22 protein-coding genes are annotated in these 24,602 nt (G+C 56.7%); 17 read left to right on the top strand and 5 right to left on the bottom strand.

From position 1 onward, the window contains the following. Positions 1 to 2: 2 nt before the first annotated feature. From LA5095_RS19630 to LA5095_RS19620, 3 genes are read right to left on the bottom strand one after another with little or no spacing between them, the layout of a single operon-like run. Positions 3 to 2,822: a DUF4159 domain-containing protein gene (locus LA5095_RS19630; protein ID WP_055117918.1), complete on the bottom strand. Its 2,820-nt coding sequence runs from the start codon at positions 2,820 to 2,822 to the stop codon at positions 3 to 5. A 4-nt stretch (positions 2,823 to 2,826) separates the two neighbouring features. Then, positions 2,827 to 3,750: a DUF58 domain-containing protein gene (locus LA5095_RS19625; protein ID WP_055117916.1), complete on the bottom strand. Its 924-nt coding sequence runs from the start codon at positions 3,748 to 3,750 to the stop codon at positions 2,827 to 2,829. 31 nt (positions 3,751 to 3,781) lie between these two features. Then, positions 3,782 to 4,801 (bottom strand): AAA family ATPase, encoded by a 1,020-nt coding sequence (locus LA5095_RS19620; protein WP_055117913.1) that lies wholly within the window; start codon positions 4,799 to 4,801, stop codon positions 3,782 to 3,784. A 273-nt stretch (positions 4,802 to 5,074) separates the two neighbouring features. Between LA5095_RS19620 and LA5095_RS19615 the strand changes: the two genes are divergently transcribed. From LA5095_RS19615 to LA5095_RS19595, 5 genes are all read left to right on the top strand, one after another. Then, positions 5,075 to 5,674: a DUF1285 domain-containing protein gene (locus LA5095_RS19615; protein WP_055117911.1), complete on the top strand. Its 600-nt coding sequence runs from the start codon at positions 5,075 to 5,077 to the stop codon at positions 5,672 to 5,674. Positions 5,675 to 5,728: 54 nt separating this feature from the next. Continuing rightward, a complete protein-coding gene (locus LA5095_RS19610) occupies positions 5,729 to 6,379 on the top strand; it encodes a CoA pyrophosphatase (RefSeq protein ID WP_055117910.1) in 651 nt (216 codons plus the stop codon). Further along, positions 6,379 to 6,639 carry a DUF6111 family protein gene (locus LA5095_RS19605; RefSeq protein ID WP_055117908.1) on the top strand — a complete coding sequence of 87 codons (261 nt, stop codon included), beginning with the start codon at positions 6,379 to 6,381 and terminating at the stop codon, positions 6,637 to 6,639. Before LA5095_RS19610 ends, LA5095_RS19605 begins: the two co-directional genes overlap by 1 nt. Positions 6,640 to 6,642: 3 nt before the next feature. Further along, positions 6,643 to 7,887, top strand: coding sequence for a CCA tRNA nucleotidyltransferase (locus tag LA5095_RS19600; protein WP_055117906.1), 1,245 nt, complete (start codon positions 6,643 to 6,645; stop codon positions 7,885 to 7,887). 107 nt (positions 7,888 to 7,994) lie between these two features. Further along, complete coding sequence (locus LA5095_RS19595) at positions 7,995 to 9,089, top strand: HD-GYP domain-containing protein (RefSeq protein WP_055117904.1); 1,095 nt, start codon at positions 7,995 to 7,997, stop codon at positions 9,087 to 9,089. 18 nt (positions 9,090 to 9,107) lie between these two features. Here LA5095_RS19595 and hemF read toward each other — a convergent pair whose 3' ends face one another. Both hemF and LA5095_RS19585 read right to left on the bottom strand, forming a co-directional pair. Further along, the gene (gene hemF / locus LA5095_RS19590) at positions 9,108 to 10,034 is read right to left on the bottom strand and encodes an oxygen-dependent coproporphyrinogen oxidase (RefSeq protein WP_055117902.1); all 927 of its coding nucleotides are present in this window, start codon (positions 10,032 to 10,034) and stop codon (positions 9,108 to 9,110) included. 47 nt (positions 10,035 to 10,081) lie between these two features. After that, positions 10,082 to 10,552, bottom strand: a complete 471-nt coding sequence (locus LA5095_RS19585; protein ID WP_055117899.1) for a tRNA (cytidine(34)-2'-O)-methyltransferase — start codon at positions 10,550 to 10,552, stop codon at positions 10,082 to 10,084. 226 nt (positions 10,553 to 10,778) lie between these two features. Here LA5095_RS19585 and LA5095_RS19580 point away from each other — a divergent pair, with 226 nt between their 5' ends. From LA5095_RS19580 to bluB, 12 genes are all read left to right on the top strand, one after another. Continuing rightward, positions 10,779 to 12,566: an ABC transporter ATP-binding protein gene (locus LA5095_RS19580; protein WP_082442896.1), complete on the top strand. Its 1,788-nt coding sequence runs from the start codon at positions 10,779 to 10,781 to the stop codon at positions 12,564 to 12,566. A gap of 90 nt (positions 12,567 to 12,656) precedes the next feature. After that, positions 12,657 to 13,058, top strand: a complete 402-nt coding sequence (locus LA5095_RS19575; protein WP_055117895.1) for a DUF2177 family protein — start codon at positions 12,657 to 12,659, stop codon at positions 13,056 to 13,058. A 197-nt stretch (positions 13,059 to 13,255) separates the two neighbouring features. Continuing rightward, positions 13,256 to 14,572: a methyl-accepting chemotaxis protein gene (locus LA5095_RS19570; protein ID WP_055117893.1), complete on the top strand. Its 1,317-nt coding sequence runs from the start codon at positions 13,256 to 13,258 to the stop codon at positions 14,570 to 14,572. A 128-nt stretch (positions 14,573 to 14,700) separates the two neighbouring features. Beyond that, positions 14,701 to 16,548, top strand: coding sequence for a putative bifunctional diguanylate cyclase/phosphodiesterase (locus tag LA5095_RS19565; protein ID WP_055117891.1), 1,848 nt, complete (start codon positions 14,701 to 14,703; stop codon positions 16,546 to 16,548). A gap of 402 nt (positions 16,549 to 16,950) precedes the next feature. After that, entirely contained in the window at positions 16,951 to 17,379 is a 429-nt protein-coding gene (locus LA5095_RS19560; RefSeq protein ID WP_055117889.1) for a hypothetical protein, read from the top strand. Positions 17,380 to 17,381: 2 nt separating this feature from the next. Beyond that, positions 17,382 to 19,220 (top strand): ABC transporter ATP-binding protein, encoded by a 1,839-nt coding sequence (locus LA5095_RS19555; RefSeq protein WP_055117887.1) that lies wholly within the window; start codon positions 17,382 to 17,384, stop codon positions 19,218 to 19,220. A 303-nt stretch (positions 19,221 to 19,523) separates the two neighbouring features. Further along, entirely contained in the window at positions 19,524 to 20,087 is a 564-nt protein-coding gene (gene petA / locus LA5095_RS19550) for a ubiquinol-cytochrome c reductase iron-sulfur subunit (RefSeq protein WP_055117885.1), read from the top strand. Positions 20,088 to 20,112: 25 nt separating this feature from the next. Next, positions 20,113 to 21,378, top strand: coding sequence for a cytochrome b (locus tag LA5095_RS19545; protein WP_055117883.1), 1,266 nt, complete (start codon positions 20,113 to 20,115; stop codon positions 21,376 to 21,378). Between the two features lie 30 nt (positions 21,379 to 21,408). Next, complete coding sequence (locus tag LA5095_RS19540; RefSeq protein WP_055117881.1) at positions 21,409 to 22,248, top strand: cytochrome c1; 840 nt, start codon at positions 21,409 to 21,411, stop codon at positions 22,246 to 22,248. A gap of 128 nt (positions 22,249 to 22,376) precedes the next feature. Further along, on the top strand, positions 22,377 to 23,258 hold the full coding sequence (locus tag LA5095_RS19535) for an S-methyl-5'-thioadenosine phosphorylase (protein ID WP_055117879.1): 882 nt from the start codon (positions 22,377 to 22,379) through the stop codon (positions 23,256 to 23,258). Positions 23,259 to 23,381: 123 nt separating this feature from the next. Further along, positions 23,382 to 23,930 (top strand): adenine phosphoribosyltransferase, encoded by a 549-nt coding sequence (locus LA5095_RS19530; protein ID WP_029065133.1) that lies wholly within the window; start codon positions 23,382 to 23,384, stop codon positions 23,928 to 23,930. Positions 23,931 to 23,936: 6 nt separating this feature from the next. After that, positions 23,937 to 24,599 carry a 5,6-dimethylbenzimidazole synthase gene (gene bluB / locus LA5095_RS19525; RefSeq protein ID WP_082442895.1) on the top strand — a complete coding sequence of 221 codons (663 nt, stop codon included), beginning with the start codon at positions 23,937 to 23,939 and terminating at the stop codon, positions 24,597 to 24,599. Positions 24,600 to 24,602: the final 3 nt, after the last annotated feature.

The raw sequence follows: 24,602 nt of genomic DNA, 5'->3' as shown, positions 1-24,602 counted from the left end.
TCCTATTGCCCCAACCGTTCGAGAAGGGCGGGAATATGCACCTGATCAGCCTTGTAGTTGCCGGTCAGACTGTACATGACGATGTTAACGCCCGAGCGAAAGGCATAATCCCTCTGGACCGGGTTGTTCGGCACGGTCGGATACATGAACTCGCCGTCTTCGGAAATCGCCCATGCGGAGGCGAAATCATTGCCGGTGATCATGATCGGCGAAACACCGTCGCCAGCTCGCACAGGACGATCACCCCGGGCCGTTATCTCTTCTAGGCTTTCCACCCAGAGAGGGCTTCCGGCATAGCGTCCCGGGAAGCTGTCGAGAAGGTAGAACGCCTTGGTCAGGACATGGTCGGGCGGGACGGGTTGCAGTGGCGGGACGTCGAGATCTTCCAGGATTTCTCGCAGTTTCAGTGTCGCCGGTGTTGAGGAAAACCCGCTTGCGGAGGCATTGATGTGGTCCCTCGTATCAAACAGGATTGTGCCTCCGTTGCGCATGAATGTGTCGATACGCGCGATTGTCTGGTCGTTGGGTTTGTCCGCGGCCGGGTCGATCGGCCAATAGAGCAGCGAGTAAAAAGCGAGTTCGTCGCCTGCCAGATCGATCCCGATGGGCGCTCCCGGTTCGAGCGCTGTCCGCTCGGCGAGGAAACGCGTGAGGCCTGACAGCCCCGCTGCACTGGCGTCGTCGATCTCCGGATTGCCGGTGATGACATAGGCAAGGCGCGTTTCCAGGGTCGATTCGAGCGCACGCAATTCATCCGACGTCGATTGAGCCACAACCTGACCCGGTGTGATTACCGACAATCCCAACAGGGACAATGCCAGCAATGCCGCTACACCCGCTGTTCGGCTGCGAAGGTTCATCCGGCTCAAGCCACCGGCCAGCAGGAAAACGGCAATCGCGTCGGCAACGAGGAGCAGGAAGGCAAGCGTGAAAAAGAAAGCCCTCAAGTCAATCGGGTCGGATGCCGGATAAGCGGTCAGGGTCGCTCTTGAACCCAATGCCGTCAGGTCGAGCGGCAGCAGCGCATCGTCAGCCTGCATCAGATTCAGCGCCCGGAACCCGTCCTCGGTGCCATAGAGGCCGGGTGGTGTTCTGCGGCTTGCCGCCGCCTCGCGGAAATCAGAAGCGTTCACGGGCGTGACTTCCACCGGCGGAGCGCCGAAACGGCCATAGCCGTCAAGAAGGCGCAAAGGCGGCAGCACGCTGGCTGACGAGGTGCTGTCATCCGCAGTTTCCGAAGCCGCGGCAACATTGGATACCGCCAGAATCCTGCGCAGCATGTTCAGAAATACGCCCGAAAGCGGCAGGTTCGACCAGGAACTGTCTGCCGTCACGTGGAAAAGGACCACGCTTCCAGCGCCCAGTGGTGCAGCCGTGACAAGCGGCGTGCCGTCTTCAAGCATCGCCCAGGTCCGCTCAGGCAGATCGGAGGTCGGTTCGGCCAGTACCTGTCGGTTCACCGTGACTTCTTCGGGAATCCTGAGCCCGGCAAATGGTGAATCGTCGGGGAAATCGGCAAGGTGCTGAGGCTGTTTCCAGGACAGTGAACCTCCAAGCGAACGATCTCCGTCACGAAGGCGTACGGGGATCAGATCATCGCTGCCTCCGGCCGTGCGCGGACCTGCAAAACGCACAAGCGTGCCACCGTTTTCAACCCATTCCCGCAACTCTTCTGTCGTCGTGTCCGGCAAACGACCAACATCTGCAAGCACCAGAACAGAGATCCCCTGATCGATCAGTGCCGGTACCGCAAGAGCAATGTCTCCGTCCTTTGGCTGGCGAATATCGGAAAACGGCAGCAGTGCTCGCTCGAGATAGTACACCGGGGACAGAAGCGGCTGGTCCAGATCGCGCGACTGGCCGGATATGAGGCCAACCGTGCGCCGCCGCCAGCTGTCGTCAACGAGCTGGACGGCCCCTGCGGCTGCTTCCCCGGCGATCTCGACGCGGGCGATATCGTTTCGCAACTCACTCGGCAATTCGAAACGCGCCGTCGTTTCCGGGTTGCCGGCATCGAAGCTCGCCTGGACATCTCCCAGCACGAGACCTTTCAGATCCAGCGCCTGAACCTTTGCCGTTCCAAGTTTCTGTTCGGGATGTCTCACAACAGTAACGGAGAGGGCATCCGCATCGTTTTTCAGATCCTTCAATCCCAGCGGTGTATCGAGGCCTGCAAGAACGGTGATCGGAACTTCGCCTGTCATTGCAGCCAGGTCCGTCAGAAAGGCGCCTTCCGTGTGCGTGTTGTCCGATAACCAGACAATTGCGCCGGGAAGTGCTTCCTGGGCAGCCTTGCGCAATCCGATGCTGAGTTCGTTGCGTTGCGGTGGATAGGGTCGGGGTTCCAGAGCACGAAGCTTTTCCAGCGCCGTCGTCGCCGATTCGGGAACAAGGCTCTGAGACGGACCTTCAGCGGTCGCCGCGAACAGCACCGGCTGTCCGGACTGTTCGGCGGTGGTAAGCAATTGTTCGGCTGCACCGGACTGGGCCTCCCAGCTTTTTGCCGAAGTCCAGCCGTTGTCGACAAGAAGCCAAAGTACGCCTTGGCCTGTGTCGACCGGTTCCGTTGTACGCCAGACAGGTCCGGCCAGGGCAAAGATCAGGATGGCAGCCAACAGGAGGCGCAACAAGGTCAGCCACCAGGGACTGCGCTGCGGCGTTTCCTCATGCTGATCGATGTCCAGAAGCAGCCTCATGGGCGGAAAGGCAATTTCCCGCGGTCGTGGCGGTGTCAGCCGCAACAGCCACCAGATGACCGGCAGAAGTGCCAGTGCAGTCAGGATCCACGGAGCGGTGAACGTCAGGGGGAGACCTGCAAACATCGGGTCAGAGGCCTCCCTTGTTCATGACATCGAGTGCCCCTGAAAGTGCACTGTGCAAAACGAGAAGCGGTTCGGAGGCCGGGCGGTCAGTATGATGCAGCACGTAGGTCCATCCGGCGCGGCGCGCCATGTCCCTGACCTCGGCACGGTGAGCTTCCAGCTTGTTGTGATAGTCCTCCTGCCAGTTTTCCGCACGGCCGGCGGTTATTCGCGTGCCCAGTTCTGGGTCGGTGAATTCGATGCGACCATCGAACGGAAATGTCTCCTCGATCGGATCGAGAACCTGCACGAGGTGACCCTTGGCACCTGTGCTCGCGACCCGGGCGACCCATGCCGCAATCTCCTCCAGCGGGTCGAGGAAATCGGAGACCAGCACCACGTCCGCAAATCTTTTCACGGAAATCGTATCCGGCAAGGCGACGGGTTTCGAAAGATGTGCCAGGGCATCTGCAAGGCGTTCGGCCGCCCGCCGGTCCGAAAACGGGCGGGTCAGGCCCGGCAGACCGATCCTTTCTCCAGTTTCCGCCAGCATGTCGGCGAGAGCGAGCATGAGGACAATAGAGCGGTCCCGCTTTGTCACTTCGGACAATTGCGACCGGAACACCATGGATGGCGAGAGATCAGCCCAGAGCCACACGGTATGTGCGGCTTCCCATTCGCGCTCGCGGACATAAAGATGGTCGTCGCGCGCGGAACGCCGCCAGTCGATGCGTTTTGCCGGTTCACCCATGTTGAATGGACGGAATTGCCAGAAACTCTCGCCCGGACCGGCCCTGCGCCGACCATGCCAGCCAGCGATGATCGAGCTGGCGACATGGCTGGCTTCGACCAGGAGATCCGGCAGCGCATCCGCAACTGATCTTGCCTCGCCGATGACGTTCGGCCAAGTATTCTGATCAATGCCTGCCGTTGTGTTCCTGGGGTCCATATACCGTCGGGCTCCTGCGAAAGACTTGAATTCAGGCGATTGTCTCTTTGACGCGCTGAACGACGTCTCTCACAGTATGACCGTCAGCCCTGGCAGCAAATGTCAACGCCATTCGATGCTGCAATACGGGTTCCGCAAGTGCAAGCACATCGTCAATCGAAGGTGCGAGGCGCCCGTCGACCAACGCGCGGGCACGTACCGTCAACATGAGGGCCTGACTTGCGCGCGGACCCGGACCCCAGGCGATCAGCTTGGTGACATCCCCGGTAGCCGAGCCTTCGTCCGGACGGGCCGAGCGAACGAGTTTCAGGATTGCTTCGACCACGGATTCGCCAACCGGCATGCGGCGTACCAATTGCTGATAGTCCATCAGTTCTTCGGCCTTCATCGCGACCTGGGCTTCGGCCTGTTCCGCACCTGTCGTTTCCAGAAGAATGCGGCGCTCGGCTTCAAGGTCGGGATAATGCACGTCTATCTGCATCAGGAAGCGGTCAAGCTGAGCTTCGGGCAGGGGATAGGTTCCTTCCTGCTCGAGCGGGTTCTGAGTTGCGAGAACATGGAACGGGCGCGGCAGGTCGTGCGGATGGCCTGCGACGGTGATGTGATATTCCTGCATTGCCTGCAAAAGAGCGGACTGCGTTCGCGGGCTCGCGCGGTTGATTTCATCGGCCATCAGAAGCTGCGAAAACACGGGTCCCGGTATGAATCGGAAGGAACGGCCGCCATCGGCGCTCTGTTCCATGACTTCAGCCCCCAGAATATCGGATGGCATCAGGTCCGGCGTGAACTGGATGCGTCTTGCATCAAGCCCCAGGACGGTACCGAGTGTTTCGACGAGTTTCGTCTTCGCCAGTCCGGGAACACCCACCAGAAGACCGTGGCCGCCGGCCAGGATCGTCACCAGTGACTGTTCGACAACCGTCTCCTGACCGAAAATGACGCGGGCGATATCGGTCTTTGCATCACTGATGCGGGCGACAGCGCGCTCTGCGTTTTCGGCAACAGCAGCGAGGTCTTCGTCGCTGGGGCTGGAGGGAGAAAGAACACTCATGAATCACCTTTCCCGTTTTGTCGTTCCCGACGCATGGGCAGGCGCCTGGGCATTGTCCTTGGTTGCTGCGACTCATGCAGTCTGACACCATATAATTCTCTAGATAAGGCGCAATTGTGCGCCATACAGTGGAAAGGGCCAATATTCTTTCCACGGATTGGGGAAAAGACGGGGCCTGTTGGTGTTGCCGTCATGAGTAAAACGGACTGATGAGGCACGGACTTGGCAAATTTTCCGAGGCCTCGAATAAGTTGTTGAAGGAATTCAAAACCTATGCCCGACGGATTCGCACCCATGGGAAAAACAATGCCGGATGGCCTGAAGGCCCTGATGAGCCGGGCCGACTCCAAAGACAAGACACCACCACCTGTCGACAAGTGGAATCCTGAGTTTTGCGGGGATCTCGACATGAGGATCGCGCGTGACGGAACCTGGTACTACCTCGGGTCACCCATTGGACGCATCGCGCTCGTCAAGCTCTTTGCCTCGGTGTTGCGCAAGGATGAAGACGGCAAGCACTACCTGGTGACCCCGGTCGAGAAGATCGGCATCACGGTGGACGACGCTCCTCTTCTGGCGGTCGAAATGGCGGTCGCTGGCGAAGGCTCGCAGCAGGAGCTGACACTGCGGACAAATCTCGGTGATCTGGTCAAAGTCGGTGCCGAACACCCGTTACGATTTGAAAAAGAACCGGACAGCGGCGGATTGAAACCCTATGTTCTCGTGAGAGGCAGGATAGAAGCACTGTTTACCCGCGCCCTGATGTATCAGCTTGCCGACATGATCATTGAACGCGATGGTTCGAACGCTGCGCAAATGGGAATCTGGAGCGGAGGGCAATTCTATGCCATCGACGCCGAATTGCTGGTTTAGAACGGAGACCAACTTGATAGTTCGCGCAAGGCTCGAGACCGAGCGGCAGGCTGAATGACGTCAATGCAGACAGGACGGGCAATTTTGGACGAAGACTGGACCGATATCCTTCGCGACCGGTTGGCGGTAGCAGAGCGGGAGAAGAGGCGACTGGAAACCGGCGATCATGTGCTCAACCCTGATCTTCCACCCTATGCAAGGTGGGAAGGGCCGCCCAGAGACGCTGCGGTCCTCATCGGTATCTTGCAACGCGGTGAGGGGCCGAGCGTCGTCCTGACGCAGCGTACGGGCCATCTCAAGTCACATGCAGGACAAGTCGCTTTTCCGGGCGGGAAAATCGATCCGACGGACAATGGTCCCGTGGAGGCAGCCCTCAGAGAAGCGGATGAGGAGATCGGGCTTTCGCCCAGTCAGGTTGAACCGCTCGGGAATCTTGCGCCATATCTGACCGGTTCGGGGTATCGCGTGGTTCCGGTAATCGGCGCCATCCGGGACGCGGAACCATTTCATCCCAACCCCGATGAAGTCGAGGATGTCTTTGAAGTGCCGTTGAATTTTCTGATGGACCCTGCCAATCATCAGAAGCTGAGCCGGGAATGGCAGGGGAAACGACGATATTTTTACGCCATGCCCTTCGGTGAACGGTATATCTGGGGTGTTACTGCCGGAATCATCCGATCCTTTTACGAAACGGTCTATAGCTGATGTTGCGTGTTGCACTGACACATCTGATCCTGTTTTTACTTCCCTTTTTCTGTTACGCACTCTGGTTGTGGCTCACCAAAAGGAGTCAGCATCCGGATCGTTGGGCAAAGGGTCCACTGGCCTGGCTCACGGTGACGGGCCTTGTCTTCGTCATCGTGGGGTTTTTGGTCATGTCTACCTTTAACCGAGGTCCGGAAGGCACCGACTACCGACCGACGCAAATGAAGGACGGCGTCTTCGTGCCCGGTGGTTTCGAGTAGGCAATGTCGCTCAATGTCGATGATAGGCTTCGCGAATCCGACTGGTTGCGCGCTCCTGGCATTCAGGCCGTGTTCTCCGCGGTAGAGCAGGAGGGAGACGAGGCGAGAACTGTCGGTGGCGCGATCCGCAACACCCTTCTCGGCTATCCGGTTCCCGATGTTGATATCGCAACGACGGCGCGGCCGGAAATTGTCATGAAGCGTGCGCAGGATGCCGGTCTCAAACCGATCGGAACCGGGATCGATCATGGCACGATCACGATCATCAGCGGCGGATTTCCCTACGAAGTGACGACCTTGCGCGAGGATGTGGAAACCTATGGAAGACAAGCGCGGGTCGTGTTCGGCCGAGACTGGGAGAAAGATGCCCGGCGCCGCGATTTCACGATGAATGCGCTTTATGCGGACCGGCACGGCCACCTGCACGATCCACTTGGTGGACTGGAGGACTGCCTTGCAAGACGGGTTCGCTTTATCGGCGATCCGGATGCCCGCATCCGGGAAGACTATCTTCGTATCCTGAGGTTCTTTCGTATCTTTGCAGCATATGGAAAGGGTGAACTGGATCGGGAAGGACTGGGCGCCTGTCTGCGGCACAGGGATGGCCTGCGCCAGTTGTCGGCCGAACGGATAGGGCACGAAATGCGGCGCCTCCTGAGCGCTCCTCTTGCCGCCTATGCCCTCAAGATGATGAATGATTGTGGTCTTTGGGAAATCGCGACCGGTGGGCTGGCGCGAATTGAAGACTACGAAGCCTTGCGACTGCTTGACGAGGTCGCCCGCGAGACCCGCGACCCGGAGCTCGGGCTTGTTGTGCTTGCAGGTTTTGTTCGGGAGGATCTGGAACGTATCTGTGACCGGCTGCGCCTTTCCAATGCGGAACGCAAACGCATGCAAACGGCGTGGGCAGTGATGAAAAAACTAAGAAATTCAGAAGCTTTCCCGGAAGCGGCTGCCTTGACATATGAATTCGGCAAACAGGCAACGGTGGACGGATTGCTCGCCATCTGGTCCGGGCGTATTGCCCGGAATTCAGCAGACCGCGGTGCCTTTTCAAACATGCTCTCGGCGGTCAGGCATCAAGCGGTTCCGGAGTTCCCCATAAAGGGGGCGGACCTGATCGCATCGGGTCATAAACCGGGACCTGCGTTGGGGAAACTTCTCAAGCACCTTGAAAGCGAATGGATAACGAGTGGTTTTACGTTGACACGTCAACAACTACTTGAGCATTCGCGTCCTGAATCTTAGTGTTTTTTTAAAAGTAATAGCGTCAATATATCGAGTGATTTTCCCCAAGGTAAGTGCAGTGGGTATTAAGTCACTATTTTGGATTGAGGGCGCGGACTATACAATCTATGCAAATTGTTCTTATTTCAGACGGACCACTTCCGCTGGATTCACCGGTCAGAAAACTTCCTTTCTTTTTTCCCTCGCGGCTGATCGATATGGACAAGGTGTCACCGGACACGGTTGGCGATGCCAAACTTGCTGTAGTCGAATTGCTGGAAGCAACCAACGCAGGCCTGACGGCCCTGAAAGCATCCTGGAACAGTATTGCGACCATTCCTGTCATTTGCCTGGTCTCCCATAAAGTGCGCAGGGAGGTCATTCAGGCATCCGCGCTGGGCAACACCGAAACGCTTGAACGGGATGCGCCGTTTGCGCTGCTCCTGAAGCGCGTCAAGACACTCGTTGAAACAGATATTCTCGAGGCCTTGCCGAGAAATACGCCCACGCAAACCGCAGAAGCCTACAACAAGAGCAATTCGTTCCTGGAAAGTCTCTGTTTTTCGACGGTGGAAGGCGCGAAGGTCCGCATCAATCTGATGAATGAAAGCGCAGAGGAAATGTTGACAGCTCTGACCAAGGATGGGTTGTCCTGCTGGCTCAATGCCGTGGGAACGCATCACAGTGCCACCTATTGCCATTCCCTGCAGGTTGCCGGACTGGCCGGGATGCTCGCCAAGCATCTGGGCTGGAGCGAAGAAGACTGCAAGGAAGTGATCGCCGGTGGCCTTGTCCATGATGTGGGCAAGACACGCATCCCGCTGACAATCCTCGACAAGCCCGGCAAGCTCACGAAGGAAGAACGCGACATTGTTGACCGACATCCGATGTTCGGAAGGGATATCTTGAAGAGCAGACTTGAAGTCTCGCCCGACATCAAGCGGATGGCGATACAGCACCATGAATTTCTGGACGGTTCCGGGTATCCGAACCGCCTGAAGGCTGATCGGATCATTCCAAAGGTCCGCCTCATCACCGTTTGCGATATCTTTGCGGCGTTGACGGAAGAACGGACCTACAAGGAAAGCATGCCCATGCGAACCGCCTTGTCTGTCTTGAAAGACATGGGTCCGAAGCTGGACCAGAAGATGGTGGCCAATCTCGCGGAAATGCTGTTTGGACGCGCCTTTGGAGGTGTTTCCCGCCAGGCGCCCGCTGCATGAACTGCAGTCGGCTCTATTCTACGGCCATTTGACGACCGGGGGCATGGAAGACAGGATGGAAGCGACGTTGCCGCCCGTCTTGAGCCCGAAAATCGTACCTCTGTCATAGAGCAGATTGTATTCAACATATCGTCCGCGGCGGATCAATTGCTCCTCGCGTTCCGCTTCCGACCAGTTCTTTTCAAAGTTCCGCCGGACCAGATCGGGATAGATGGCGAGAAATGCTTCGCCGACTGATTTGGTAAAGGCAAAGTCGGCGTTCCAGTCTCCGCTGTGCAGGTAGTCATAGAAGATGCCGCCGATGCCGCGCGATTCATTGCGATGCTTCAAAAAGAAATAGTCGTCGCACCATGCCTTGTAGCGATCGTAATCGGCAACATCATGTGCGTCGCATGCCGCTTTCATTGCCTCGTGAAAGGATACCGTATCGGGGTCATCCTGTGTTCGCCGGGCATCGAGAACCGGTGTCAGATCAGCGCCGCCGCCAAACCATTGACGAGTCGTCACGACCATTCGCGTGTTCATGTGGACAGCCGGGATGTGCGGATTGTGCAGGTGGGCAATCAGGCTGATGCCCGAGGCCCAGAAACGTGGATCCTCCGCAGCACCTGGAATCTGGCCTCGGAATTCTGGCGAGAACTCGCCATGCACGGTTGATACGTGAACCCCCACCTTTTCGAAGACACGGCCATACATCATCGACATGACGCCGCCGCCGCCCTTCGCCCCCGAACTGTCTGTTCGTTCCCAGGGGGTGCGCTCGAACCGTCCGGCAGGTTGGTCTGCGAGCGGGCCGGACAACGAGCCGATCTCGTCTTCGAGATCTTCGAATGCCTTGCAAATTCGGTTTCGCAATTCCTGGAACCACGCCGGAGCAGTCTGTTTCTTGTCTTCGATGCCGTCGGGGATCGGACCGCCGCGATTTTCCGGAGAAGGTGCATTCATGTGATCGGCCTTCGATGATTCATGTACCGCTTGTACACGTGCGTATGTCAGAAGGCGCTTTTAGGAAATGTGCCGGTCTGCCGCAAGGCTTCCCCGAGCGCCATGCCAGCCGAAACGGCAACATTGATCGAGCGCATTCCTTCGGCCATCGGAATTGTCAGGCGTGCATCGACAAGTTCGTGCACGCTTTCGGGAACACCCGTGCTTTCGCGTCCCATCAGGAGAATGTCCTCGGAACGGTACTGAAAGTCCGTATAAAAGGTTTCCGACTTCGTTGTCAGGAGTATCAGTCTCCTGTTCTGCGTCAGCCGGAACAGCTCGAAATCCGCAAAACTCCTGTGCCGCCTCATCGTTGCCCGTTCCAGATAGTCCATGCCGGCCCGCTTCAATGCACTGTCGGAGATTGGAAATCCGGCAGGTTCGATCAGATGAACCGTGACACTCATGCAGGCAGCCAACCTGAGGATCGTGCCGGTATTTTGCGGAATGTCAGGCTGGTACAGGGCTAGTTGTGGCATAAGCTTGGATGACTCGCACTTGCAGGCCGCGGTGGATACCAGTTTACCCGGCATTTGTCATGTGCGGCGCATGTCTATGACGCGCATTTATTTGACCGTGCCCTGTTCAGGGCGCGTAGAATAACAACCAGATTCGTATCCGTTCTTTTGGAGACGCCCCGTGTCCCCGCTATTTCATCTGTTTGAAACCTGGATCGACCCGTTTCGCGACCCCCCACAGAAGGGTATGCCGCACGGCGGTGTGCGCTTCCTGCTCTATTTCGTCAGCCAGGTCCGCTGGCCGTTCATTGCGATGCTGGTGCTCGGCGGAGCGTCGGCCTTCGTCGAAGTCACGGTTTTCAATTTTCTCGGAAGGATCGTGGATCTTCTGGAAAACGGCAACCGGGCAACGTTCTTCAGCGATCACGCCAGCACGTTGCTGTGGATGGTGTTCGTCGTCCTGATCTTGCGTACGATCGTCAATTCCCTGATGGCTCTGGTTGAAGAGCAGGCAGTCGTTCCCGGCTTTTTCAACCTTGTCAGGTGGCAATCTCATCAGCGGGTCATGCGCCAGAGCCTGAGCTATTTCCAGGACGACCTTGCCGGACGGCTGGCGCAAAAGGTGATGCAGTCCGGAATGTCTGCCGGTGACTTCATGATCAATCTCTTGCAGGTTGTCTGGTTCATCATTGTCTACGCAATCACGACACTGGTTCTGATCACCGAGCTTGACGTCAGACTGGGAGCAATCGTTGCGCTTTGGCTCGTCTGCTTTGCCGTGACGGCTTTGTATTTCGTCCCGCGAATCCGCAATGCCTCCAAAGAAACGGCTCACAGTTATTCCGGGGTCACAGGCCGGCTTGTGGACACATATACCAACATCCAGTCGGTGAAGCTGTTTGGCTCCATGCGCGAGGAAAACCAGGGAGCCAGGCGGGCGGTTGAGAATTTTACCGCGAAGCTGAGACAGTTTACCCGGTATCTGACATCGATCCGGATGATCATGTCACTGATCAACGGGGTCATGATCGTCTCGATCACCGCAATGGCACTGAATGTCTGGCAGGACGGAAACATCAGTACCGGTCACGTTGCCTTCGCACTCAGCTTGATCCTGAGGCTCAACATCCTGCTCAATCGCCTGTTCAACCAGCTGAATGGACTGTTCCGGCACTTCGGGTCATTGCAGGACAGCATGGAGACAATCGTCAAACCTGTTTCCCTTGTCGATTTGCCGGATGCAAGGGCTCTCAGCGTTGATCAGGGTGCGATCAAATTTGAAAACATCCGCTTCCACTACGGCAAGGACGGCGGCGTCATCGATCATCTCAATCTGTCGATTGAGCCCGGCGAACGAGTTGGTCTTGTAGGTCCGTCGGGGGCGGGAAAGACCACGCTTGTGAGTTTGTTGCTTCGGTTTTTCGACCTAGAAGCCGGCCGGGTCATCATCGACGGTCAGGACGTGAGAAACGTCGCGCAGGAGTCTCTTCGCCGATCAATCGGTATGGTGACGCAGGATACCTCCTTGCTGCACAGGTCAATACGCGAAAACATACTTTACGGGCGCAGCACAGCCAGTGATGCAGACCTTGTTGACGCTGCCCGCAAGGCCCATGCCCTTGATTTCATTCAGCAGCTTGAAGACAAGAAGGGACGCACGGGGTTTGACGCGTTTGTCGGCGAACGAGGTGTCAAGCTGTCTGGCGGTCAGCGCCAGCGCATCGCAATTGCACGTGTACTGGTGAAGAATGCGCCGATACTTGTGCTTGACGAGGCAACTTCAGCGCTTGATTCGGAAGTCGAGGCCGCGATTCAGGACAACCTGCAAAGTCTGATGGCCGGCAAGACTGTCATTGCAATTGCACACCGTCTGTCGACGATTGCAGCCATGGACCGTCTCATCGTGATGGATAACGGCCGGATCGTGCAGCAAGGAACCCACGAAACACTGCTTGCGGACAAGACCGGCCTTTACGCCCAGCTCTGGCACCGGCAGTCCGGCGGATTTCTCAAGGCGGATGTGGTTCCGGCGTGACAACTGTTTTTGCAGGCGGATTCGATTCTTCCGATCTGATCCGGAACGCCTGGATGAACGTAGAGATCGTGTTCTTTCACTGAGGGTCTCATGGTTCAGCACGCCATTGCATATATCGCGACCGCACTGGTTTTTCTTGCGGTCGATTACGTCTGGTTGTCACAGGTGGCGACCCGGTTCTATTTTGACAGGATCGGACATCTGTTGATGGACAAACCCAACATGGCTGCAGCGGGTGTGTTTTATATCATCTATGTCGTCGGCATAGTGGTGTTCGCCGTTGCACCCGCACTGAAATCCGAAAGTCTTGCGACTGCCGTGATCTATGGGGCCATGTTCGGGTTCTTTACCTACGCCACCTACGATGTGACCAACTATGCAACACTCAGGAACTGGCCCGTAATCGTCACCGTCGTGGACGTCTCCTGGGGGACTGCGTTGTCGGCGTTCTCGGCGGGAATGGGATACACTCTGACGCGCATGGTGTCTTAGAAGAGCCAACCGGGTTCTCCGCCCGCGTCTTTCTTTCCACTCCCCAAAGGCCGGTCAGCCGATCGCGGCCAGATCCCTACGTATTATCCCTAAGTCTCTGTCCTTACTGAATTTTTACGCATCGCGCTGTATGCTCCCGGCATGTGAAAACCTGCGAACAGGGTTCACGACCTACCAAAAATCGGGATTCCACCGCGATGCTTTCGATCAAGGGCCGTTTCGTTGCCATGGTTCTAACTGCCGCTGTCATCATGATGGCAGGAACGGCGTTTGCCTTTTACTCGTTTCGCCAGGCCATGCTTGAGAAAATCGGAACGCCTGCCGGTGCCCAGGCGTTTGTGTCCGATAACGTCGCCGGCAACATCGATACGATGATTCTGGATCAGATGGTTACAATCGGGCTTGTCGTCTCACCCGTCGGACTGGCTTTTCTCGCAATGGCGCTGTTGCTCGCCATAGGAATTGCACGACCCCTCGCACGTTTGCAGAACGGCCTCGACAAGCTCTCGACCGGAGACCTGGACATAGAAATAGTCGGCAATGACCGCAGCGACGAAATCGGAGCCATCGCCCGTTCCGTTACCGCTTTTCGTGAAAACCTCGCGCAACAGGCCAAAGAACAGGCCCGGCAGGAACTGGCCCATCAGGAAGCGCTTGGCAAAGAACGAAAAGCACTTATGCATGATGTCGCAGACGACTTTGAAAAATCCGTGATCTGCGTCGTGTCTTCGCTGATGCAGTCAGCGGAAAGCGTTGAGCTTAATTCGGGCAAGCTTGACGATGCCGTCAACTCCTCGCTGCGGGCGGTCAAGGAGGTGCGTCAGGCGACAGAAGATGCAACAAATTCGGTTGAAACGGTGACCAGTTCAACCGAAGACATGTCAGGTTCCCTCAATCGCGTTCGGGAAGACGTGGACCAGGCCGCGGAAATCGCGAGCGTCGCCGTGGTGGAAGCACGCAAGACCGACGAGATTGTCGGCCGGTTGTCTGAAACCGGCAAGGCGATAGGCGAAATCGTGGAGTTGATCGGCCAGATCGCGAGCCAGACCAATCTTCTCGCCCTGAATGCGACGATCGAGGCTGCCAGGGCCGGTGACGCCGGACGCGGCTTCGCGGTGGTAGCCAATGAAGTCAAGGCCCTGGCCGAACAAACGACACGCGCGACGGACGATATTTCCGCTCAGGTGGCATCCGTCCAAGACGTTGCCGAACATTCCGTGGATGCCATCCGCACTATCGCAGAGACCATCGGGAAGGTGAGTGATATCTCAAGCAAAATCAGGGAAGCGGTTGAAGAGCAGGAAGCTGCAACACAACAGATCAGCAGCAGCGCGCTCACCGCAAGGGCCAGTTCGGGACTGGTCACCAGCAACGTGAGCACTTTGAGTGAAGTCATGAATGTCAGCCGTTCCGCAACCAGCGAAATGCAAATCGCTTCCGGTGAACTGGGAGACCTGGCGAGCAATCTGCAATCGCAAGTGCGTCAATTTCTTCAAAGTGTAAGATCTGCGTAGATTTTTCATATGATTTCATGAATTGATATTGCAATAAATACCGAAAATTTGATGAGCTCTGCTTAGCGTTTTTTTCAAGTTATTTTGGCAGGATAGTCTCAAATGACCAGAGTATTCATCAGATCTGCATGGAAGAATTTTCGACCGACTGGCCTGCGATTTATCTGATCTTGTTTTGCGGTGTGGGAATCATTCTCCTCTCCGTGGGGTTTCTACTTGGCCGTTTGCACGCCAAGAAAGTCGGGAACAGGTCCGCCTCGGAATTCGGAAACGATGCTGCAATTCTCGAAACCGTCGTTGAGCACGCTCACGAAGGCCTTGTCATGCAGGACATCTATGGACGGATTGAATGGTCCAACCCGGCCTATACACGCATAACCGGATATTCCGCCGAGGAAATTCGCGGACGTCAACCACAGGAATTTGTTCTTCCTCCGGACAAGCAGCTTTCATCCAGGGAACTGGAGAATTTCAAGTTTGACCTGAAAAAATTCTCGTCAGGATTCAAGGAACTGATCCAGAACCGGAGGAAAAACGGTGAGCTTTTCTGGAACCAGCTAACATTTGCAAAAGTCGAGGGTGAAACCGAGGAAAAAACGCGGATGATCATCCTGTGCCAGGATGTGACCCGCGAGGTTGAACGCTTTGCAGAGCTTGAAGAAACCCGAAAACGGCTGAAGTATCAGGCTGAACACGACGAACTGACCGGTCTGGCAACGCGCGCGAAAATCACGTCCTTTCTGCAGGAGTGTTTGTCGCGGGATCACGGCAAATCGCGCAAGGTGGGTGTCATTCAATTCGATCTCGATCATTTCAAGGAGATCAACGACAGCCATGGTCATAGTGCCGGTGACGCCGTGCTGAGGCTTGTCGCGGGTGTGCTCAAGTCGGTGCTGCAGGAAAAGGGACTGGTTGCGAGGGTTGGGGGAGATGAGTTTTTGGCCGTCATTTCGGATCCTGACGGGCCGGACCAGATGGAAAGTCTCGTACAACAGATCTTTGGCGATCTGGATCAGCCGATCATGGTCGAACGACAAAGACTGAAGGTTGCAGTCAGTGCTGGTCTTGTTCTTGCCGAGACAGAAAACACCAGTCTCGCAGAGCTTATCAACCGGGCCGATATCGCTCTTTACGCCGCAAAGAAAGCCGGTCGTGACCGGTTCTCCTGGTACACCGATGCACTTGGAACGGCGCACCGGCACCGGCGCATGAACATGGCCAGGCTCGATCAGGACCTTGAAAACAACAACCTGACACTGCTCATGGAACCGCAATATGACCTGAAACAGAAGCAGATCACCGGATACGAAGCATCGGCGCACTGGCTGCATCCGTCAGAAGGACTGGTTGACCCTGCAAAGATGTTGTCAGCTCAGGAAGATTCCAAACGGATTGCGCAGATCGAACGATTTGCATTGCAGGAAGGCCTGTCGGAAATCAGAAGGCTTCGGGAAGCTGCAAACCGACCCATCACCTTGTCAGTTGATCTGACCGGTGCGAGTGTTGACAATCCACGCTTCGGGGAGCAGTTGGTCCGACTGTGTGAAGAAGCCGAAATTCCAGTCGCTGATCTGACCATCGAGCTGAATGAGCAGATTGTCCGTTTCGATGAACACGACGGTCTGCAATGTGCGATAGGACGTTTGTCCGGAACCGGTTGCCGGATTGCGCTCGATGAAGTTGGAGGCGGCCGCGGCGGAGCCGGACAGCTTATTCGGGTCAACGCAAATCTCCTGAAACTCAGCCCATGGCTCGTTGGAGATCTGGAATCCCACACAAAGAAGCGTCATTTGACACAATCCATCGTCAGGCTCGCGGAAAAGTTCGAGTGCAAGGTGATGGCCATAGGCGTCGATCGGCTGGAACAGCTGGAAATACTTCGAGATTTCGGATGTCACTTCATTCAGGGCCAGTTGATTTCCGGGCCACTTTCAGCGCGGGAAGCGGAGATACACCTGCGCGAATTCGCGATGTAGAGCGACAATTGCTGGCGGGTCTTGCCGGCAAATGAGGGGTTGTGTCCGTTTGGCAACAGTTGTCAGCTTCGTGCGCCGCTGGTGTGATTTGCCTCTTTTCAACCAGACAAAAAGCGGTTACCAACGCAACCAGTCAACTTCACCTTGTTGACTTGGATTTTTCCCAGCGGCCGCCCGGCCGCGCAACCAGGAGGGCATACATGATAGATCATTTCGCGATCCACGCATCCACCGCCCACGCTGGTTGCATCGAGGGAATTGTCAGGCAGCGTTAGGCGCCGTCAAACCTCATCTTTCCAAATAGCTTTGCGGTGACGGGCTCAAGCCGTCCTACCGTGCTGCATGCGTCGTCTGCATGTTCGCCGTCACCATTGATCAAGTTCCCTTTTCGGAGTTGTTCCGATGAATTCGCATTATCCGCAGGACCTGTCTGCACTGGCAGACCGTCCGGATTTCGAGATTCCATCCACGCCGCAAGCAAAGGTGGGGCTGGCAGGCAGGATCGGACGCGCGTTTGTGTCGGCCGGTGTTTTTCTCGGCGTTACCCTTGGCGTGGCCGTGGTTCTCTTCGTGCCGGTCTTCATCTTTAACCTGAGCCGGATCGAAGCGCTGGAGGTTGCCGGTGAAACCATTCCGGTTTCCCTGTTCTTCGATCAGCTCGGTGCCCTTTTCTGGGGCACAGCAATCATTGCGCTTGCCTTCACAAGTCTTATGACCGGCCTGTTTGTCATGGCGGCCGGGGCAACAATTCGTCCGCGATCCCAACCTGTCGGCAAGGAAGATGCCCTCGTGCATCTGACTGTGCTGCGGTTGAGCGGATCTGAGAGGTAGTCATGTTCGACCGTTTCGAAAAGCTCGTTGATCCCTTTGAGAGAACCGAGCTTGACGTCCCGCCGAAAGGTTTCTGGGCCTTCTGTTGGTATTACACCAAACCCGTCTGGCCCATCCTGCTTGTCGTTTCCGTGCTGGGGGCGATCATAGCGATCCTGGAAGTCATGATTTTCACGTTCTTGGGCGAGCTGGTAAACTGGCTCAGCACAGAAAGTGCGGAGACTTTCTTTCAGGACAATTGGGGTCAACTCCTGTGGATGGCGCTGGTGGTGCTGGTCGTCCTGCCGGGCATCACGGCGATCTGGGAAACCATGTTTCACCAGGGACTGATGGGTACGTATCCCATGTCTGTGCGTTGGCGTGTTCACCGCTATCTGCTGCGCCAGAGCATCTCGTTCTATCAGAATGATTTTGCCGGCCGGATTGCCAACAAACTGATGCAGACCGCTCTGGCGGTTCGTGAAGTGGTCACGAGGATTGCCGACATTCTTGTTTATGTCACGGTCTACTTCTTTGCGGCCTTGTTCGTTGTCGCGGAGGCGAGCATCTACTTCGTAATACCATTCGTGGTGTGGTTCGGTTGCTACCTGGTCACGATGCGGGTCTTCGTTCCGCGTCTGAAAAACGTTTCCAGGGAACAGGCGGATGCGCGCTCACTCATGACCGGGCATGTGGTTGACGCCTACACAAACATCTCAACGGTGAAGCTGTTTTCTCACGCAGAACGCGAGGAAGAGTATGCCAAGACGTCAATGATGTCGTTTCTGAAGACAGTGTTCCTGCAGATGCGACTGGTCACCGGGATGAATATCACCCTGACGACGCTCAACATGGTTCTGCTCTTTGCAGTTGCCGGGCTGTCCATCGGCCTCTGGCAGGCCGGACGGGTCGGAACCGGTGAAATTGCGGTCGCTGTTGCACTCGTGTTGCGTTTTCAGGGCATGTCGCAATGGATCCTCTGGGAAGTCTCGGGACTATTTGAGAATATCGGAACCGTTCAGGACGGCATCAACACCATTTCCCGCGAGCGGGATGTCGTGGATGCTCCGGGTGCACAGCCGCTTTCCGTGCCGAGTGGCGAAATCCGGTTTGAGCGGATCGGTTTTCACTACGGCAAGGAAACCGGCGTAATCGAGGAGCTGTCGCTGACGATGGCACCGGGCGAGAAGATCGGCCTGATCGGAAGATCGGGAGCCGGCAAGTCGACCCTCGTCAATCTCCTGTTGAGGTTTTACGACCTCGAACGCGGCCGGATCCTGATCGACGGACAGGATATCTCGAATGTTCGTCAGGATGATATCCGGGCAAATGTCGGTGTTGTCACCCAGGACACTTCACTGCTGCATCGCTCGATTTTCGAGAACGTTGCCTATGGCAAGCCGAATGTCGAACGGGAGGAAGTGGAATCGGCACTGGAAAAGGCCCATGCGCTCGAGTTCGTCCGGGATTTGTCGGATCCGAGCGGACGCACCGGACTCGAAGCTCATGTCGGTGAGCGGGGTGTGAAGCTCTCCGGCGGACAGCGCCAGCGGATTGCCATTGCCCGGGTCCTGTTGAAGGATGCTCCGATCCTGTTGCTGGACGAAGCGACGTCAGCGCTTGATTCCGAAGTGGAACTCGCCATTCAGGAAAGCCTGTTCGACCTGATGAAGGGCAAGACCGTGATTGCCATTGCCCACCGTCTGTCAACCATCGCGGCGATGGACAGGCTCATCGTGATGGATCAGGGCCGAATCATCGAAGAGGGGTCCCATCAGGAGCTTCTTGAAAAGAACGGATTGTACGCGCAACTCTGGCAGCATCAGTCCGGTGGTTTCCTCGCGCCTGTCCAGGCTGCTTAATTCACAGAACGAAACGGCAAGATCGGGGTTGATTTGAATTCCGGTCTTGCGCTTGTTCCCTAAAAAAGGGCAGAAAAGCGGCACGGGGTTTGTTTTGCCTGCGACATATGCGTTTTGACACGTTTGTTGATCTGGACAAGCGTTTCGAAGGGTGCAAAAAGACAAGCCGCTTGGCCGATGCGGGTAACTGCCGCACCGGCCACCGTTGAGCCCGGCATGGTTCCGTCCATCCTCACTGGCAAAGGATGGTCTGGACGTGATGCGGGCTATCGGTACAGGTAGAATTTTGAAGGGGACGCGACCTTGGCACACAACACGGATGCGGAAGAACCGAACCGCCGTGACTTTCTCTATATCGCGACCGGTGCAATGGGCGTTGTGGGCGCCGGCGCGTTGGCATGGCCGTTCATCGATCAGATGAACCCGGATGCCTCCGCCTTGGCACTGGCATCGATCGAGGTTGATGTGTCTGCCGTCGAAGAGGGGCAGTCAATCACAGTAAAATGGCGAGGCAAGCCGGTCTTCATTCGCAACCGTACAGAAACGGAAGTGACTGAAGCGAAGGATGTCCCGATCGGGGATCTTCCGGACAGGCTTGCCCGAAATGCGAACCTTCCGGCGGACGCTGAGGCGACCGACCCGAACCGCGGTGTGAAGGACAAGGAAAACTGGCTCGTGCAGGTCGGTATCTGCACACACCTCGGCTGCGTGCCGATCGGTGATGCCGGTGACTTCGGTGGCTGGTTCTGCCCCTGCCACGGCTCTCACTACGACACTGCCGGCCGTATTCGCAAAGGCCCGGCTCCCGAGAATTTGCTGATTCCGCCGCTCGAGTTCGTCAGCGACTCGACGATCAAGATCGGCTAACGGCACAGATTTTTAGGAGACAGCCATGGCTGGACATTCAAACTACGTCCCGCAGAGCGCTGCGGCCAAGTGGCTGGAAAGCCGCCTGCCCGTGATTTCGCTCGTGCGCGGATCCTTCGTGGATTTCCCGACACCGAAAAACCTCAATTACTGGTGGACTTTCGGTGGTATCCTTTTCTTCGTGCTGATCGCCCAGATCATTACCGGGATCGTTCTGGTAATGCACTATACGCCCAGCACCGACGCAGCGTTCAACAGCGTCGAGCACATCATGCGTGACGTGAATTTCGGCTGGATGCTGAGATACCTTCACTCCAATGGCGCCTCGATGTTCTTCATCGCCGTCTATATCCATATCTTCCGCGGGCTCTACTACGGTTCCTACAAGGCGCCGCGTGAAATTTCGTGGATCCTGGGCGTGATCATCTTCCTGATCATGATGGGTACCGCGTTCATGGGCTACGTTCTGCCCTGGGGCCAGATGTCATTCTGGGGTGCGACGGTTATCACGAACCTGTTCTCCGCGATCCCGCTGGTGGGCGAGAGCATCGTGACCTGGCTGTGGGGTGGCTTTGCCGTCGACAACCCGACCCTGAACCGCTTCTTCTCGCTTCACTATCTGCTGCCGTTCATGATCTTCGGTGTCGTTATCCTGCACGTTTGGGCTTTCCACACGACAGGCAACAACAATCCGACAGGGGTGCAGCCGAAGACGAAACAGGACACGCTGCCGTTCCACCCTTACTACACGATGAAGGACCTGTTCGCGATTGTCGTGTTCATGATCCTGTTCGCGTATTTCGCCTTCTATCTGCCGAATTACATGGGGCACCCCGACAACTACATCGAGGCCGACCCGCTGGTGACACCAGCGCATATCGTTCCGGAATGGTACTTCCTGCCGTTCTACGCAATCCTGCGTGCGGTTCCCGACAAGCTCGGTGGTGTGATTGCCATGTTCGGTTCAATCGCAGTGCTGTTCATCCTGCCTTGGCTGGATACGTCGAAGGTACGCTCAGGCGCCTATCGTCCGATGTTCAAGCAGTTCTTCTGGATATTTGCCGGCGTCTGCGTGGCTCTGGGATATCTGGGTGCGATGCCGGCCGAAGGCTGGTACGTGATCTTCTCCAGAATTTTCACCGTGTACTATTTCGCTCATTTCCTGATCATCCTGCCGATGCTCGGGTTCCTTGAGAAACCGCTACCCCTGCCGGCCTCGATTTCAGAATCGGTTCTTAAGGGTGGATCTGGCAAACCTTCCGGTGCGGCTGCCGCGCCGGAGACGAAGTAACGCGAACCGGATCAGGAGTTAATTGAGACAATGAGCACCATGATCAAAATGGTTCGTTCCCTGGCAGCGGTGGCGGCTCTCGCCATCGCGACGCCGGCAGTCGCCGCAGGCGCAAACGTCGAAATCCATCCGCAACAGTGGTCATTTTCCGGACCTTTCGGTTTTTATGACCGAGGACAGCTGCAGCGCGGTTTCAAGGTCTATCAGGAAGTTTGTCAGGCCTGTCACGGCCTGAAACAGGTTGCATTCCGCAATCTTGCCGAAAATGGCGGTCCGAGCTTCAGCGAGGACGCCGCCAAGCAGATTGCTTCCGAATACACCGTCGTCGACGGTCCGGATGATGATGGCGAAATGTTCGATCGCCCGGCGATCCTTGCCGACCGCTTCCCGTCGCCGTTCCCGAACGTGAACGCCGCGCGCGCTGCTAATGGTGGAGCTTATCCGCCCGACTTCTCACTGCTTGCAAAAGCGCGTGCAGCTCAGCGCGGATTTCCGTGGTTCGTCTTCGATATCTTCACGCAGTATCAGGAAAGTGGCCCGGACTACATTTATTCGTTGCTGACCGGGTATGAAGAAGATCCCGAAGGAATCGAAGTTCCGGTTGGACAGTATTACAACCACTCGTTCCTGGCTGGTCAGTTCATTTCCATGGCACCGCCGCTTTCCGATGAGCTGGTTGAATATACCGATGGTTCGCCGATGACGGTGGATCAGTATGCCAAGGACGTTTCCGCCTTCATGATGTGGGCTGCGGAACCGCATCTGGAAGACCGCAAGAAGATCGGCTTCCGCGTGATGGTCTTCCTTATCGTCTTTGCCGGATTGCTCTACTTCACGAAGAAACAGCTCTGGCGTAACGTCGATCATTGATCTCCTCACCAAATGGGTGAATGGGGAAGGCGGGCTTCGAGCCCGCCTTTTTTGCTTTTGGACTGTTCAACATGCGTCCTGCTTGATAATCAGCTGATCGGATTGGAATCTTCTGGGGAGACTTGGCAATGGCTGATGCGGTTCTTGGTATTATCGGCGGTTCCGGCATTTACGATCTGCCGGGTCTTGAAAACTCCGATTGGATCACCGTCGAAAGTCCATGGGGAACACCGTCCGACCAGGTCAGGATCGGCGAGATTGACGGGCTAAAAATCGTCTTCCTGCCCCGGCACGGGCGGGGCCACGTCTATTCGCCCACCACGATCAATTACCGGGCCAACATCGATGTCATGAAACGTTGTGGTGTCACCGATCTCCTGTCGGTGTCTGCCTGCGGATCCCTGAAGGAAGAACACGCTCCGGGCACATTCGTTCTGGTGGATCAGTTCATTGACCGCACCATTGCCCGCGAAAAGAGTTTCTTCGGTACGGGCTGTGTTGCCCACGTTTCGATGGCCACTCCTGTGAGCCCGAAGCTTGTCGATGCCGTTGCAGCCGCTGCCGAGGCGGAAAGCCTCGGCTATGCAAGGGGTGGAACCTACCTTGCCATGGAAGGTCCGCAGTTCTCCTCCCTCGCGGAAAGCCATCTCTACCGGTCCTGGGGCTGTGACGTGATCGGCATGACCAACATGCCGGAAGCCAAGCTCGCCCGCGAGGCCGAGATCTGTTACGCCACGGTCGCGATGGTAACGGACTACGACAGCTGGCATCCCGATCACGGCGAGGTCGATATCCAGGCGATCATCAGGGTGCTTCACGACAATGCCGAAAACGCCCAGCGTCTCGTTGCCCGTGTGGCCAGGGACCTGCCGCGCGAACACCAGTCCTGTCCCGCCGGATCGGATACGGCGCTGGAATTTGCCTTCATGACCGCACCGGAAAAACGGGACCCGGAACTGGTGGCAAAACTGGACGCCGTCGCAGGCCGTGTTCTGAACAGACCATCGTAACGCAGGCAGACCGCCGCAACATTCGTTTAATACCGGCGAATTTGCTTCGATCACGTGCGCAAAATTGATATAAGCGTCGGTCGGGGCATGTGCCGGAACGATCAGCTGAAGAAAGAGAGCTCGATGACCGACCAGACGATCCAGGATGAACTGATCAGCTCGATCCGCACGATCACGGATTACCCTAAAGAGGGAATTCTGTTTCGCGACATCACGACGCTTCTTGGCAATGCGCGGGCATTTCGCCGAGCTGTCGATGCGCTTGTGCAGCCGTGGGCCGGTTCCAAGGTCGATCAGATCGCCGGAATCGAGGCAAGGGGGTTTATCCTCGGCGGCGCTGTCGCACACCAGCTTTCCGCCGGCTTCGTGCCGATCCGCAAGAAAGGCAAATTGCCCCACGAAACCGTCCGGATAGCGTATTCGCTTGAGTATGGTCTGGATGAAATGGAAATGCACAAGGATGCCATCCAGCCGGGGGACCGCGTCATTCTGGTGGATGACCTGATTGCGACCGGAGGTACGGCAGAAGCGGCCTGCAAGTTGCTCAAGTCCATGGGTGCGAACATTGTAGCGGCCTGCTTCATTGTTGATCTGCCCGATCTTGGCGGACGCAAGAAGCTGGAGGAGCTGAGTGTTCCGGTTCGCACCCTCGTGGAATTTCCCGGGCACTGAAGGCCAATGCCAGCTGAAACCGAAGGATTGGCCGCGCGGCCATGTTTTTCAGAAGAATTCCGCCGTGAATTCGAGGACCTGTTGAGATGGCGCCGCGACGTGCGTCGTTTCAGGAAGGACCCGCTGTCGGCGCATGAACTGGAATACCTTCTGCAGATGGCAGATCTCGCGCCTTCGGTGGGCAACAGTCAGCCCTGGCGCATCGTTGTCGTTGAAAGCCGGGAACGTCGCGACCAGGTCATTGCTTCATTTGACATGGAGAACGAAGCCGCCGCGCAACAGTTCGAGCCGGACAAGGCGCTTCAATACCGGCAACTGAAACTTGCGGGTCTGAAGGAAGCGCCGGTTCATCTGGCCATATTCAGCGATGAGAATCCATCGCAGGGCCACGGACTTGGACGTGCGACGATGCAAGAAACGCTTGCCTATTCGACCGTGAGCATGATCCATACGTTCTGGCTGGCTGCGAGGACAGCCAGGATCGGTGTTGGCTGGGTCTCGATCCTTGACCCTGAATTGGTTTCCAGCATCCTTCAGGTTGACGACAGCTGGCGGCTCGTGGCTTATCTGTGTGTTGGTTATCCTGAAGAAGAACATATGGATCCCGAACTGGAACGCGCGCGCTGGCAAGCACGCAGTCCCCTTGAGACGCGGTTATTCCGACGTTAGGAG

Origin of the sequence: Roseibium album, from assembly GCF_001404515.1 — a bacterium.
Taxonomy (GTDB): domain Bacteria; phylum Pseudomonadota; class Alphaproteobacteria; order Rhizobiales; family Stappiaceae; genus Roseibium; species Roseibium album.
This window is presented reverse-complemented; position numbering and strand designations above follow the sequence as displayed.